The organism is Hahella chejuensis KCTC 2396 (assembly GCF_000012985.1).
GTDB classification, from domain to species: Bacteria; Pseudomonadota; Gammaproteobacteria; order Pseudomonadales; family Oleiphilaceae; genus Hahella; species Hahella chejuensis.
On the sequence record NC_007645.1, the window covers coordinates 513,142 to 527,598 of the forward strand.

General features: G+C 51.1%; 13 protein-coding genes and 1 pseudogene. 10 read left to right on the forward strand and 4 right to left on the reverse strand.

The features are described from left to right. Nucleotides 1-67: 67 nt before the first annotated feature. A complete protein-coding gene (xdp1, locus tag HCH_RS02295) occupies nucleotides 68-799 on the reverse strand; it encodes an exosortase-dependent surface protein XDP1 (protein WP_011394486.1) in 732 nt (243 codons plus the stop codon). A 385-nt stretch (nucleotides 800-1,184) separates the two neighbouring features. Here xdp1 and HCH_RS02300 point away from each other — a divergent pair, with 385 nt between their 5' ends. Both HCH_RS02300 and HCH_RS32050 read left to right on the forward strand, forming a co-directional pair. Then, a complete protein-coding gene (locus HCH_RS02300) occupies nucleotides 1,185-2,519 on the forward strand; it encodes a DUF2235 domain-containing protein (protein WP_011394487.1) in 1,335 nt (444 codons plus the stop codon). 95 nt (nucleotides 2,520-2,614) lie between these two features. Continuing rightward, nucleotides 2,615-3,736, forward strand: coding sequence for a GGDEF domain-containing protein (locus tag HCH_RS32050; protein ID WP_011394488.1), 1,122 nt, complete (start codon nucleotides 2,615-2,617; stop codon nucleotides 3,734-3,736). A 6-nt stretch (nucleotides 3,737-3,742) separates the two neighbouring features. Here HCH_RS32050 and HCH_RS02310 read toward each other — a convergent pair whose 3' ends face one another. Beyond that, the gene (locus HCH_RS02310) at nucleotides 3,743-5,098 is read right to left on the reverse strand and encodes a cytochrome-c peroxidase (RefSeq protein WP_011394489.1); all 1,356 of its coding nucleotides are present in this window, start codon (nucleotides 5,096-5,098) and stop codon (nucleotides 3,743-3,745) included. Between the two features lie 410 nt (nucleotides 5,099-5,508). Here HCH_RS02310 and HCH_RS02315 point away from each other — a divergent pair, with 410 nt between their 5' ends. The 5 genes and pseudogenes from HCH_RS02315 to arsB all read left to right on the forward strand — a co-directional run bounded on the left by HCH_RS02315 (nucleotide 5,509) and on the right by arsB (nucleotide 8,135). Beyond that, complete coding sequence (locus HCH_RS02315) at nucleotides 5,509-5,778, forward strand: hypothetical protein (RefSeq protein WP_011394490.1); 270 nt, start codon at nucleotides 5,509-5,511, stop codon at nucleotides 5,776-5,778. Between the two features lie 47 nt (nucleotides 5,779-5,825). Further along, nucleotides 5,826-6,236: pseudogene (locus tag HCH_RS02320) on the forward strand (arsenate reductase ArsC). A gap of 11 nt (nucleotides 6,237-6,247) precedes the next feature. Further along, entirely contained in the window at nucleotides 6,248-6,508 is a 261-nt protein-coding gene (locus HCH_RS02325) for a metalloregulator ArsR/SmtB family transcription factor (protein ID WP_011394492.1), read from the forward strand. Between the two features lie 130 nt (nucleotides 6,509-6,638). Beyond that, nucleotides 6,639-7,115, forward strand: a complete 477-nt coding sequence (locus tag HCH_RS02330) for an arsenate reductase ArsC (protein WP_011394493.1) — start codon at nucleotides 6,639-6,641, stop codon at nucleotides 7,113-7,115. Beyond that, nucleotides 7,116-8,135, forward strand: a complete 1,020-nt coding sequence (gene arsB / locus HCH_RS02335; protein ID WP_011394494.1) for an ACR3 family arsenite efflux transporter — start codon at nucleotides 7,116-7,118, stop codon at nucleotides 8,133-8,135. It abuts the gene before it with no gap. A gap of 779 nt (nucleotides 8,136-8,914) precedes the next feature. Here arsB and HCH_RS02340 read toward each other — a convergent pair. Then, nucleotides 8,915-9,784 carry a PEP-CTERM domain protein gene (locus HCH_RS02340; RefSeq protein WP_011394495.1) on the reverse strand — a complete coding sequence of 290 codons (870 nt, stop codon included), beginning with the start codon at nucleotides 9,782-9,784 and terminating at the stop codon, nucleotides 8,915-8,917. A gap of 625 nt (nucleotides 9,785-10,409) precedes the next feature. Here HCH_RS02340 and HCH_RS32055 point away from each other — a divergent pair. The 3 genes from HCH_RS32055 to HCH_RS02350 all read left to right on the forward strand — a co-directional run bounded on the left by HCH_RS32055 (nucleotide 10,410) and on the right by HCH_RS02350 (nucleotide 12,976). Further along, the gene (locus HCH_RS32055) at nucleotides 10,410-12,281 is read left to right on the forward strand and encodes a methyl-accepting chemotaxis protein (protein WP_011394496.1); all 1,872 of its coding nucleotides are present in this window, start codon (nucleotides 10,410-10,412) and stop codon (nucleotides 12,279-12,281) included. Between the two features lie 78 nt (nucleotides 12,282-12,359). Then, nucleotides 12,360-12,518, forward strand: coding sequence for a hypothetical protein (locus HCH_RS34090; protein ID WP_011394497.1), 159 nt, complete (start codon nucleotides 12,360-12,362; stop codon nucleotides 12,516-12,518). Between the two features lie 176 nt (nucleotides 12,519-12,694). Beyond that, nucleotides 12,695-12,976 carry a hypothetical protein gene (locus tag HCH_RS02350; RefSeq protein ID WP_148212447.1) on the forward strand — a complete coding sequence of 94 codons (282 nt, stop codon included), beginning with the start codon at nucleotides 12,695-12,697 and terminating at the stop codon, nucleotides 12,974-12,976. Between the two features lie 429 nt (nucleotides 12,977-13,405). On the opposite strand, the gene HCH_RS02360 is transcribed toward HCH_RS02350, so the two are convergent. Then, nucleotides 13,406-14,290 carry a LysR family transcriptional regulator gene (locus tag HCH_RS02360; RefSeq protein WP_011394499.1) on the reverse strand — a complete coding sequence of 295 codons (885 nt, stop codon included), beginning with the start codon at nucleotides 14,288-14,290 and terminating at the stop codon, nucleotides 13,406-13,408. Between the last annotated feature and the right edge of the window lie 167 nt (nucleotides 14,291-14,457).

Sequence of the window (14,457 nt, forward strand, 5' to 3'; positions counted from 1 at the left end):
GCGCTAAAGTTAAAAGTTGAGAGATAAAAAAAGCCGGCGTCGCCGGCTTTTTTTATCTTAGTGAGAATTATGCCGCTTTACGGCGACGGGACAGGCCGAAACCTGCCAGACCCAGACCAATCAGCGCTACTGTCGCAGGTTCTGGAACATCGATAGTCTCGATGGTGACATGTCTCAGTTTGAAGTGGTCATTGTAGGAAGACCAGCTTCCGCCGAATGCGGGGTTGTAGGCGCCAATCAACCAGAATTTGGACGCCATATCAGTGCCTGTCGCGGTTTCATTTTTCTTGGTGTCGGCGTAGTTGCCCGCCACGCTCCAGCCGTCACCCAACAGGTTGCTCCACTCTTTGTCATTCAGGTCATAAGCGGAAGCCCCGCCAGTGTAGGCCAGAAGGGAAACGTCAGAGTCGGAGTAATACCAGCCGTTTTTGAAAGAACTCAGATTAACGGCTTCAGAAAAGGACAACATGATCATGTCATAGTCTGCGCCGTAGCCACTGTCGTTGTCAGTGGAGTGCTCGGGAGAGGCGCAACGGTCTGCTCTGTATTCATCGTCATTACAAACGCCCAGACCATCCCAACGTCCCAGACGCGCGTCTTCGACTTTGTTGTCGGAAGAACCTTTGGTGTCGCTCCATGCAGTGACAGTCAGGTTCAAGCCGTCTTTAGAGTAAGAAATTGAACTATTGTAAGAGCCGTAAGCAACGCCATCATTCAGATCCCAGGAGATAGTGCTTGCGAATGCTGATGAAACCGTCAGCCCGGAGACCAGTACGCTTTTTGCGATAAATTTGAACATGTCGTTACTCCGTTAGTGAGAGTTTGAGGTCGTAGAGAAATTTCGAATTTTTACAGCAATACCCATGCCATGTATTTAAAAACAAAGGCTTAAGATCTATTGGTGTGGGCTGAGTGTAAAAAAATATGACGCTGTGTTTGAGCCAATGGCGTCGACCTGTGATAACTTTTCTGCTGTGTGGCCCCGGTGCGTAAGGCCTTCAGGGTGGATTGCATTTTTATTGCGTTAGACTATTTTTTAAACATATGTAAAGGAAAATAGATGGCGGATTTCTCTAGTCGCTGACGCCTCTTCGATTCTGCCGGAGCACGGCAATTGACGCCATGCATGCCTGCTCTGATAAGGATCGAAGACCGGCCTGCAATGTAATACGGGGGAGGGATGTATGGGCAAGTCGATAGTTGTCTGCTGTGATGGTACCTGGAATAGACCGGAATCCGAACAGGATTTGAATTGTCACCCCACTAACGTGCTCAAGCTGGTGCGCTCCATCACGCCTTGTCACCACGGTGCTCATCAAGTGGTGTTTTATGATATGGGCGTCGGCGTGAACGGCCTTTGGGATCGTTTGGCGGGGGGCGCGCTGGGAATTGGCCTATCCGATAATGTTATGGACGCTTATCGCTTCCTGGCTAACAACTGGTCGGAAGGTGATCGCATCTATTTGTTTGGGTTCAGCCGTGGCGCTTATACAGTCAGATCTCTCGCCGGCTTCATCCATTTATTTGGGTTGCTGCCGAAATATGAAATGAAGAATTTCCCTTTAGCCTACCGTTATTATCGCACTCAACCGGAAGAACGCGAGAAGTTGGCGCAGGCCTTCACTGCCCGCCGCTTGATTGACTTGGTGGAAAGTCAGAATCGGCGGGTGGAAATTGAGTTTATGGGGGTATGGGACACGGTTGGCGCGCTGGGCGCCCCAATCACAGGATTGCGCACGCTATCCAGACGTTGGGTGGGGTTTCATGACACCCAGTTATCCGATACGGTGAAGTTCGCCGTACAAGCCCTTGCGATTGATGAGTTGCGCAAGCCGTTCTCCCCGGATCTGTGGACCCACCATCCTGACGCTTCCGAGCTGCGTCGTGAGCGCGATAATCAGCGCATACTGCAGGTTTGGTTACCTGGCAATCATTGCGATGTGGGCGGTGGATACAGTGAAGCGGAACTGTCTGATTTGACGCTGGCGTTCATGTGCGAGCAAGCCAGGGTTCACGGCCTTTACACTGATCCGTCTATGGTGATGACCACTGCTGAAGAACATCGCGAAATGGGTTCTTTGCATGATGAGTTCAAAGGGATTTATTCCGCCATGGGGGAATTCTGTCGCCCGATTGGACCCCAGCAGCGGGAAGAATCGGGCTTAGAGCTTGGGGTGAATGAGAAAATTCATTGCTGCGCGAAAGTCAGGTCAGACAATAAAGGCTCTGGCCTCAACAAAGGCAATCTGTACGCCGCATTCAATGATCATGTCCCGCTGTTTTATCCTCGTAGATGTGAACGTATTCTTGTTGATGAGGCGACAGAAAGCGCCACTCTCACTGGAACGGGCGAGCGTTGTCGGGTGCTGGACTATTCTGGCGTCGGCGCGCGTCTGGAGGCGGTTGGCGCTATCAGCGAGCACAATCGGGTTACAGTCAGACACCCATTATGGGGCGAGCGTTTTGCGGAAGTGAAATGGCGCAACGGGCAGGAGGCGGGGTTGGCGTTCGCCGCATGACGGATTAAGCGGTTCTGTTCCTTTGGCGTCAGGAGGAGAGTAGAGCGTCTTCAGGGCGTCGATATTAAACGAAAGGAAAGGAGCGCGAAGGGAAAGTGAACAGCAGTCTGGACGAGCGCATCAAAAGTCATCAGTACATTCGCAAGCGCCGCACGCTGATGACGTTCGGTTCCTATTTCCTCACCTTCGCCGTCGCAATGGCGGGGTGGTCGTCGGGCTTGCTTGAACTTAGATATGCAGTGCATTTTCTCATTATGAGCGTCGCCATTAATGGCGGTTTTTATCTGTGCTTTCTTAGTAATTGGAACCTCAGACGGAAAGATCCCAATCTCACCGAAGAGCAAATGCTCATCTCTCTGTTTCCTCCGTTATATGTCATGTATTTCATGGATGACAATCAAGCCCGCAGCGCATTGGCGATGGTGGCTATCATCCCTCTTTTATACGGAATCCTCGGCATCGACACCAAACGTTATATTCGCGTCGCCGCAGCTTATTTCGGAGGTTATCTGGGGCTGCTGGGTTTGTTGTTATGGCAAAAGCCGCGCCTGGTGACGCCAAACTCTGAATTTGTCCTGTTAACCGCGCTTTTCATGGTGATGGCGCAGATGGCTTTGATTGGTGGTTTTATCAGTAAATTGCGCGCAAGCCTCAGGGTTAAAAACCATCAACTGAATGAAGCATTGGAAAAAATCAGCGTGATGGCCAGCACGGACGAGTTAACGGGGCTGTGCACCCGCCGTGAACTGATGAAGCAATTATCCAATGAGTTCAGTCGTTGTAGACGTAGTTCAGGCGCTTTGTCTCTCTGTCTGCTCGACATTGACCACTTCAAACGCATCAATGATTCCTATGGCCATCAGGCGGGAGACGCCGTGCTGAAAAAAGTAGCGCAAACCATGCAGTCACTGGTGCGTTCCATCGACTGTTTGGGACGCTATGGTGGTGAGGAATTTCTACTGATTCTCCCGCAAACTCCTCTCGACGGCGCATTCATTACAGCTGAGCGATTGCGGCGGGCGGTGATGGACATTCCCTTTCCGGAAGTGGCGCCGGAATTTCGTGTGACGATCTCCCTTGGCGCTGCGGAGCTGGAGGAGGGCGAAGCTATGGAGACGTTGATCTCCAGGGTGGATAAAGCGTTATATGCAGCCAAGGGCGCGGGACGCAATCGGGTGGTATCCGCGGAGCAAACCGCGGATACTTTACCTGGCTGAGCGAGGTCAATCGCTGACCGCAATGCCACTTGGAACCTGGCTGGGAATCAGTTTACGGAGATTAAGACTGTCCGTGTCCGTCAACGTATGCAGGAAGGCGATCAAGGCGCTGACTTCCGCGTCCGATAACGGGTTGGGGCGCAGTTCGTTGTTCTGGGCGATTTTGTCCCGTAACGAAACATCCTCATACCCCTGAAAGTCAATCTCATCCAGATCGCTGCGAGAGGGCATCAAGGCTTGCGATGTGTCGTAATTGTCCAATGACTCCAGCGCATTCAGGTGGTGCCTGACGACGCCTTCCAATGTAGCAAAAGCCCCGCTGTGGCCGTACGGAGCAGTATGGGCGACGTTACGCAGCGAGGGCGTTTTGAACTTGGCGAAGTCGCTCTGCTCACGACTGGCTTCCGTCCGACCGCGATCCTCTAGTGGCATACGCGCCTCCGGCCCGGGGCCGATCTGCGGCATGGCGATGTTGTGGAAACTGTGGTCAGTCTGGAATTTACCGCTATGGCAGCTGTCGCAACCCGCCGCGCCGTAGAATAAATTCATACCTTCCACTTCCTTCGGACTGAGTGCGTCGACACCGCCTCGCAGATACTGATCAAAACGGCTGTTGTCGGCGCGAAAGGCGCGGGTTTCAAAGGCGGCGATGGCGTTTGCATAATGAGCGATCTTGATATCGTCGGGCAGACTGATGTTGGGATAAGCAGCCTGAAATAATTCGACATATTCGGGAATGGCGCGAATGCGTTTCAGATAGCCCTCCCAAATGGGACGGAAGCGGCCATTGCCGGGGCGGACGGAGTCGGCGATTTCATTCTCGCCGCGTTGCCCGATCATCTCATTGATGTTGGCGATGGGGAACAGCGCCTGCCCGGCCAGTACGTTATCCAACCCGTCTGGCTTTTCCGGGCCGGCAGGAATACTGATTTCGCTTGGCTTGTCCGCATTGCCTTCCATGATGCCTTGCCAATTGAGATGAATGAACTCCCGCGCGCCCAGGTTATAAAGATGGGGGGCATGTCTCCCAATACGACCGGGTACGGCGTCGTCGCCGGAACCTGTGGTGCGATAAGGCCCGATAAAACGCCCGCCTTCGCCGATGCCCAGAGACAGGCCGTCAGTGGTCGCCAGCAATGGGTTATGGCACGTGGCGCAGGAAATATTGCGGTTGCCGCTCATAATCTTGTCGAAGAAGAGCATGCGTCCCAACTCATATTTAGCCGGAGCCGGATCGCCATTATCATAGTAATCCGAATCGATCACTGGCGATGGTAAAGACCCTGCGAAGACTTGTGCGCTGGTTAAGACAGTAAGTGCGATAGAACGACTTAAGAGATTGTTTTTTATGGAACGAGTCACAGCATTTCTCCCTGTAAAAGCTGTCGCAGTAATACTCCCTCTGCTTTGTTTTTTTGTTGTAGGTTTGTGCAGGGTGACGCGGGTTCCTGCTGGTTCTCGCGTACTTGGCGGGGCGCCTTAACCCATGCTATTTGGCCCTAATTCCCTCTCTCCTCCTCTACTTTATCGTTAGGTTGGTGTACGCGACTTTATAAAAATATATTTTCTTTGTAAACAATGAGTTATAAGTCATGCAAATTGAGCGGCTTTATCGTGGCTTTGGAGGAGAGATAGCTATAGGCAAACGGGGGCAACTATCTGAATTTGATCACATCGGGCTAAATCTAATATCAATTATTTCATATATGCGATTTTTCATAATGCCGTCATACGATGACTTCTCCAACAACCCTAGTTAAGGAGAAGCTACGATGAAGCGCCTGTTTCTGGCCATTGCCCTCGTTCTAGCAGGCACGGCCACTTTTGCAAGTGAGTTTGATCTACCCGGATTTGTGACTGAAATAGAAGACGGTCGCTTGTGGGTATTCAAAGAAGGCTCAAAAGCACTTGAGGAGTTTAAAGAGCATGGTGAACCCGGCAAGCAATTTACCAACATTGGTGCGGGCCTCAATGACATGACAGTGAAGGCGGCCGACCAAGCCACGCTTGATGCGTACTTGAAGGCTTTTCAGCAGAAGTAAGTGCACAGGGCCGCAAGGCCCTTAGCTAACGCCACAAGTGAGGAACCATGAAAAGATCTGTTCTGTTCGTTTGCACGGGGAATTCTGCCCGTTCCCAAATGGCTGAGGCGCTTCTGCGAAGCTAGGCTTCTGAGCATTTTGAGGCGTATAGCGCCGGAACCGCCCCGGAAAAGATTGACTTGCGCGCCATAGAGGCTTTGCAACACTTTGGTGTTTCGACGGAGGACCTCTATTCTAAAAGCCTGGATGAGATGAGAGGTAAGACGTTCGACTTTGTCATTTCCTTGTGTGATAAGGCGCAGTCGGAATGCCAAAAAGTCACCCAGGGCAAACAGCATTTGGCTTGGGATTTTGAAGATCCTAAAACCCGGCCTGGGACTGATCCATTTGGTGTGACATTGGGTGAGCTAAACGCCCGCATCAGGATGTTTGTTTTGGTGAATACAAAGACAAAGTAATAGAAAAGACCATGGACCCTCTTCAGCTTTTTAAATGCTTAAGCGACGAAACGCGTCTGCGCAGTCTGTTGCTGATTCAACAAGAAGGCGAACTCTGCGTCTGTGAATTGACCGCCGCGCTGGATGAAATTCAACCCAAAATTTCACGGCATCTAGCCCAATTACGAAAATGTGGGTTGCTGCTGGACAGTCGACAGGGGCAATGGGTGTTCTATCGGGTCAATCCGGCGTTACTTGCGTGGGTCGAAGGAGGTTCTAAGAGTCACCGCTGATGCCAATGAGAGGTTCCTGAAGGCGTCTTGGATGCAACTGTGTGGCATGGGAGACCGCCCGGCGCGAGCGAAAGCCTGTTGTTAAAAAAATTTCCCCTAAAATATATGTTTTTCCATATAAGGTGAGTCGATGAAATTGCTGTTTTTGTGCACCCACAATGCTTGCCGCAGCATTTTAGCGGAGAGTTTGGCCCGTCAGATTGGGGCGGGGCTTTGGTCTGTGGCCAGCGCAGGCAGCTCGCCTGCGGGGCGAATTCATCCTGATACACTGGCGGCTCTGACCGAAAGAGGACTGCCTACAGAAGGATTGCACAGCAAAAGCTGGAATGAGGTAAAGGACTTTCATCCCGATGTAGTGATCACTGTTTGCGATCAGGCGGCAGGCGAATCTTGTCCGGTTTGGTTTGGTCAAGCCGCCAAGCTCCATTGGGGGTTGCCGGACCCCTCTAAACAAACAGACCCGCAGTCCAAGCGGCATCAGTTTGAACAAGTAATCAATATGCTTGAAACCAAGCTGCTGCTTCTGGTGAAGGTGTCAAGACAGCAACCTTCTACCCCTAAAGCACAATGGCAGGCAGAACTGGAACGTCTGGAGGAAGAAGAATAAATGGGAATTTTTGAACGTTATCTATCGGTCTGGGTGGCCCTTTGTATTTTTCTGGGTGTAATACTTGGAAGCTATCTCCCTGATCAGTTTGCCTGGGTCGCGTCACTAGAATGGGCGCATGTAAACCTGGTGGTGGCGGTGCTGATCTGGATCATGATCTATCCCATGATGGTCCAGGTGGACTTTACCGCGCTCAAGGATGTCGGCAAAAAACCCAAAGGGCTGGTGTTAACTTTGGTGGTTAATTGGCTGATCAAGCCGTTTACCATGGCGGCGTTGGGATGGCTATTCTTCAAAATAGTCTTTGCTGACTTGGTGGACCCACAGAGTGCAAACGAATATATCGCGGGCATGATCTTACTGGGAGTAGCTCCCTGTACGGCGATGGTCTTCGTCTGGAGTCAGCTCACCAAAGGCGATCCCAATTACACACTAGTGCAAGTATCCGCCAACGACGTCATCATGGTGTTTGCTTTTGCACCCATTAGTGCCTTTTTGCTAGGGGTCAATGATATTACCGTACCTTGGCAAACCTTGCTGCTGTCCGTGGTGTTATATGTTGTGCTTCCTTTAACTGCAGGCGTGATAACCCGCCATCGACTCGAAGCAGGAGGCGACGGTGCTCGCTTAAAGACCTTTCTACATACCTTGAAACCCTGGTCGGTTATTGGCCTGCTGGGGACTGTGATACTGCTGTTCGGGTTTCAGGCGCAAACCATCTTGATCCAGCCACAGACCATCGCGCTGATTGCCATTCCACTTTTGATTCAGACCTACGGTATTTTTGTGTTGAGTTATGGAGGGGCTCGATGGCTCCGGTTGCCTCATAACATTGCTGCGCCGGCTTGCCTGATTGGCGCCTCCAATTTTTTTGAACTGGCCGTGGCCGTCGCCATCTCCCTGTTTGGCCTGCATTCCGGCGCCGCCCTGGCCACAGTGGTTGGCGTGCTGGTGGAAGTGCCGGTGATGCTGTCACTGGTTTATGTGGCTAACCACACCCGACATTGGTTTGTGTATTAAGAGGAAATCCCCATGCATCCATACGACATTCTCCCCCTTGCATCTGGCGCTCGATTGGTCGACTCAATATTCTCTGGAGTTTGGCCAAAGGCCAATTTTCTCAGGTTGGCCTTATTTTCTTCTTGCTCCTTCCACAGGCAGTGGACTCGAGCGGTTTGATTTCAGTATCGGGTAGCAGAGGAAACGGGCAATTCTCAGACATTGGGAAGCAACCTGAAATAGCAAGCCCAGACCCACAGGACTTGTAAATCCCCCTTTCAACAAGGTTTGCTCCCGTTATCACTCCCTGTAAAAGCTGTCGCAGTAATACTCCTTCTGCTTTGTTTTTTTGTTGTAGGTTTGTGCAGGGTGACGCGGGTTCCTGCTGGTTCTCGCGTACTTGGCGGGGCGCCTTAACCCATGCTATTTGGCCCTAATTCCCCCTCTCCTGGGCTATTCTCTCTCCTCCTCTACTTTATCGTTAGGTTGGTGTACGCGACTTTATAAAAATATATTTTCTTTGTAAACAATGAGTTACGATGAGCGCTAATCGAGCGGATTGATTGCGGCATTGGATAGCTGATTATTAATATGGCAATAATATTGGCATGTGAATAATCAGGCGCATGGATGCACCTGCGCGGCGGCTAGCCGCGGGAGACAGGGTCTGACATGCGCAGATCCTGTCATTTGTACGAGCCATGACCAACGTGCAGAAGGAAGGGCTCAGCGTATCTTGGCGAAAAAGGGCATCCCCGGTTTCCCGGGGAGTATTCAATGGCCGCACGCTACTCGGTTGACTATTTTGATTTAAAGCTCCGGCGTAAACGTCGAATAGAAGCGATAAGACGCTTACTTGATGAACTGAAAAAAGCAATTAACCCTACGCTGAATAACGCGATAGCTTCCGGCTCTGGGACAATCATTTCTTTCGTTACTTCGCCAGTGATTTCCAAGCCGGTGCTAAAGCGGTATATCTCGCCAATAGTAAATGTCGCCGCGATTATCGGCGCTGATGAGTCAATAACATCGTATTCAAATGCCGTTAGAGGCGTGCTTGAGTCCAAGAAAAAGTCACCAAGGGTAATTTCGTCCATTGTGGCTGGATCGAATCCAATGACGCCTTCTGAAAGCCACCTTGTGCTGTAGTCGATGGTTCCGCCTTGGGGAATCTGATCTCCGGGGACTCCTACTGTTGCGTTGAAGCCTGTTGAATCGATCAGGCTCGCAGTGACAATGCTATTAGTGAATAGACCTTCCCAATCGCCCGTAGTCGTGATTTCAAAGGTCGCAAAACCCTTATCAATGGCGCCGGTCATTGCTTGGAGGCCGGACAGGTTTGTATCGTAAGTAACGTTCCCTTTTTTATCCTTGAAGTCGGCAAGGGTGAGTGAACATCCAACGGCTCCTTTGCATTCTATCGTGACTTCTCCGCCGCCTTTTTTGGGTAGCTTTATACTTTCTCCACCTCGAAGGGTAACAGTAGCTTTAGATTTATCCTTAGAAATCCATTGTTGATTAACTAAGGCTCCGTAGGATGTTGCTGGAAGCCATAAGATGAGCAAAGCGCATGTGCTCAAAAGCCATGAATTTTTTCTAGAGGCAGCCTCATTTTGAGTGCGTGAGCACCATGCAATACTTTGAGGTTTTGGGGATTTTTGATTTTTCATTGAGCCGATCTCCATTCGTGGTGATTTAGTGTGAAGTGAACCAGAAGACGACTGCTAAACGGCGAGTTTTTGGAGAGCTGAGCTTTCCTTTGCTTACGACCTCATCATTTTATACCCGTTTGTGCAAAAGAGATCGGGGATTTCGATGGGAGGAAAGTTACGGGCAGCGGCCGCCTTTCAAGCGCCGATTCTGAAACGCTACTTCTTTTCAAAGTATCCGAACACTAGCTTCAGACATTGGAGCAGTCAGGCGCCCTGGTGAAGCGTCAAATGCGGTCTATGATTATCGTAATTTTCACAAATTTATTGTTAATGATGGCTGTAGGTTGGCTGCCTCCACTCCCCGTACGGAGCGGGATATTTGGGGGCAATGTTTTCTCCGCTATGGTTGGTAATTGACAGAGCCTCACTGCTGATTTGAAAGAGGGAGTTGCGGCGCCTTCCACCGGCAGCTGGTGGGAATGGAGCAAGTGGCGAGCGCCATGGAAAGCGTAAAGAAAGCCAGCCAGGACAGCCAAACTGGGCGGCCCGAAATCTACATCAACTGGGGCGGCTTACGCAGAACCGGACCGCTCAGTTCAAAACCTGAGAGGAAACAGGTAAACGGAAGGAGGCCGTGCTGACGATGCAAGCTTATCTGAATATGAAGACAGGGACCAAGCTGACTCTGGCGTTTGCCTTAATGTTGGCGTTCTTTTTCACTTCTCTCTTGGCGTCACAATGGAGCCTGAGACAGCTGCAGGCTTCTCAGGAGCGGCTATCAAGAGACATTCTTGCCGACTTACTAGAAATCAAAAACCTGAATGCGGATTTAAATTCTGCACGGGCGGGCATGCTGCTAATGTCGCTCGTTCGAGAAGAAAGCGATAGAGCGGAATTGAGACAGTCTATTCTGGCCACAGTAGAAAGGAATCAGCGCAGCCTGGATAAACTGTCCTCACGCGCTAACGGTGACCCAGAGAGAACGCTCGCCTTACAAAGTTTGAGACAGCTGTGGCTTGAATACGACCGGATTCGCAGGGAACAGGTCTTGCCTGATATTGAAGCCGGTCGTATTGATTCGGCTCGCGGTTTAATTCAAGGGGGACAGACACAGAGGATCAATGCTATCAGGGAGCTCGGAGATAGACTGTCCACCATTGCGGAAGAACAGGTGAACGTTTTGCTGGCCAAAAGCGATGGGTTAATACGTCGTCAGCAGTCCACTATCGTCATCTTTTGCGTTGCCGCGACGTTATTCAGCGGTTTGATTATCTGGAGCATGAATCGAACCGTAGCGGCTCCGTTGCTACGACTCACCGCATGGGCTAACCGAATATCCAAAGGAGATATGACGCCAGACCCTGAATCTATGGAAAGGCGTGACGAAGTCGGACGTTTGAATGCTGCTTTTGAAGACATGGGACGCTATTTAGGCAAGCTCACGAATAATGCCCGGCAGATTGCTGATGGAGACTTCAATATCCATGTGGAGCCAGCCTCCGATAAAGATTCTTTGGGCAAGGCCTTTGTCAAAATGGGGAATTACCTGCGAGAGCTGGCGCAAAGCGCAGCGTCGATCGCAGGTGGAGATCTAAGTATTACTATAACGCCGAAATCCGATGCAGACGCCTTGGGCGTCGCCTTCAGCGCAATGATTGAGCGATTGCGGAGTCTGGCGTTGGAGTTAAGTGAGGGAATAACAGTACTGTCCAGTGCGGCGCAGGAGATCTTGACCACTACCACGCAAGTGGCGACCGGATCGCAGGAAACAGCCTCCGCCATATCTGAAATTACCGCAACCGTGGAGGAAGTAAAGCAAACGGCATCCCTGGCGAGTGAAAAGGCGCGCAATCTCACGGTATTCGCTAAACGCTCAGTAGATGCGTCAAAGGAGGGTGAAAAGGCCCTAGATAGTATGCAGACGGAGATGGAACATATCCGCAGCCAGATGGCGGCGGTGGCGGAGAGTATTGTCAGGCTCAGTGATCAAAGTCAGGCTATTGGCGATATTGTCTCCAGCGTTAATGATCTGGCTGAGCAATCCAATTTATTAGGCGTAAACGCCTCCATTGAGGCGGTTAAGGCCGGGGAGGTTGGAAGGGGGTTTGGAGTTGTTGCGCAAGAAGTGAAAATCCTCGCTGACCAATCTAAACACGCCACCACACAGGTTCGTGGCATTCTGAGCGATATCCAGAAAGCCATGAATAAGGCGGTGATGGTGGCGGAACAAAGCAGCAAGTCCGTTGATAAGGGGGTTGCGCAGGCGCAGGTATCCGGACAAGCGATTCGACTCCTTGCGGATTGCGTTGAAAACTCCTCCGACGTGGCCATCCAAATTTCAGCTTCCAGTCAGCAGCAACTGGTAGGAATGGATCAAGTCGCCGCGGCGATTGAGAATATCAAGCAAGCCAGTCAGGACAATGTAGCGGGGGCCAAACAGTCAAAAGAGGCGGCTAGTAGCCTCCATCTTTTGGGTAATACGCTCAAAGAGCAGGTAGCGCAGTTCAGGCTGTAACGTAATGGAAAAAGGGCGCAAACGCATACAGAAGGAAAATAGGTGTGCAGGATAGATAGGTGTGCAGGATAGATAGGTGTGCAGGATAGAAATGAGGCGCTGAAGAAGCGGTGGCTCGAAGCTTTGCGTATGGAAGCCGGCGATGGGCTGCTACGTTATGAGGAAATGCTGCTTCTCGCAGAAGAAAAGTCGCGTCAGGTTTACTGGATGCTGGGCAAAAGGTTGACGCCACACTGAAGCGTCTAAAGCTGTAACATTTCCCCTTCACTTAGGCTGGCGCTTATCTACAGTCTGTTATTCCAACTCCATATAAAAAGACGCTCGCAACTTTTTGTAAGTGGAGTACTGTTAGTAAATGGGATGTTGTTGTACTACGGGGATTGGACAAGGCTGACAAGAATGGGGAGGGGGGTATGCCTTGGGATCGCAGTGGCCGGCTTGTCAACATAGGCGCTGCTGCTTCGCTTGAGACTGATAGCCTCCCAGTTAAAGGGGATCGGGTCACCCTGTCTAAAGGTGGAGGGGTGTTTTGGGCGGCGATAAAAGTCACAGAAATTTATGGGACAGAGCTGAAAGGGCTCGTTGAGGAAGTGTCCTGCTTGCATGGCTCTAAAGTTCGTGTGGAGGTCGGAGCCAGTGTTGAATTTAACTGTGAGAATATCAAAATTCTTGTGCGGCCGAGGTTGAAGCCATGACAGCATTGTTAGAGGCGAAGCGCTCGTAAGCTGAGTGACATGTGAATGAATAGCACGTAAGGAAGACGCCACAGGGAGAGGGATGATGCAATATTTTGTTGACAATGGTTGGGCGTACATAGGACGTAGTTGCGCTTCTATTGAAACTATAGAAGAGTCGATCGCCTCCAAACTTGTTCAGCTCAAGCAGCTTGAAGAGGTGGCGGCAAGGTTTCCCTCAATAATGTTTCAGGTGCAAAAATGTCAGTGCGCTTTGTATGGATTGAGAATGCATATTGGAGATAGGAATTATGAATATTTCTATCGGTACGCGGATACGGAGTTAGGGCGATTGGATCAAATACTTCACTATGAAAAAACAGGCTGAGAGCGCACCTTCACTCTCCTAAGTAGTTTGAAGGTTATATAGTCTTCTTTTTAAACAGAATGCTATAGCGCTAAAGGGGATTCACTTCGATCACTCAAAAATTCTATAAACGCCTTTATCCTGGCGCTGGTGAGGCGTCGGCTGGCGTGTAGCGCCCAGACTTCCACTGGCGGGGTGGGCAGGCGACCCCAATCGACCAAAGTTCCTTGCGCCAGGTCTTGCGCTACAAGCGCATAGGGCAGGACGGCGACCACACCTCCAGTGAGTACTGCGTCGCGCTGCATCAGAGGAGAGGGGAGGCGTAGTGCGCTGCGAAGCAGGTAAGCCCGTTCGTTTTGGCCATCCAGTACGCGCAAGATGCGCTCGTCTGGCGTGTTGGAGCGAGCGACCGCCGGAACGGGAGCTGTCTCGTCAGTGGGCTGCGGCAGTCCTGCCGGTGCAATAAGGTGTTGGACATTTCTCAGAATGCAACGTCCGACAAGCTGGCTATCGGGGCGGGGATTGACGCGAATGACGACGTCATAACCTTCTTCAATCAGGTCCACCTCTCGGTCCTCTACCGTCACTTCCAATTGAATTTCAGGATAAGCCTGCGCGAACTCGGCGGCGCGTCGTCCCATCACCATATGACCAAACATCATTGGACAACTGACGCGAAGGCGACCGCGGGCGGGAGCGCGGTCGTGGGTCAACGCCGTCACCGTTTCATTCAGATCGCCCAGTAGGTCACGCGTTCTCTCATGTAGCCATCTCCCTTCTTCAGACAAGGCGAAAGCACGGCTGTCACGGTTGATCAGACGAATTCCCAGTTGATCCTCCAATCTCCTTACCTGACGGGAAAGCGTGGCTTTGGGTTTGCCGGAAGCCTGCTCCGCTCTACTGAATCCGCCATGGCGTGCGACGAGATCGAAATACGCCAGGGCGTCCAGGACGATAGCTTGTTTCATTTATGGAACGCTCCGTCGGAATATTGGTGATTTATTCTCATTTATGGGATGGCCTATTCTACATGAGTTCCATCCGCAGGGCGCAAGCAGACGACTCTTAAACCCGCCGCGTAGCGGTTCTTGTAGGGCGCCAGTTGTAAGTTTTCCAATTTATAGAGGTGTAAATA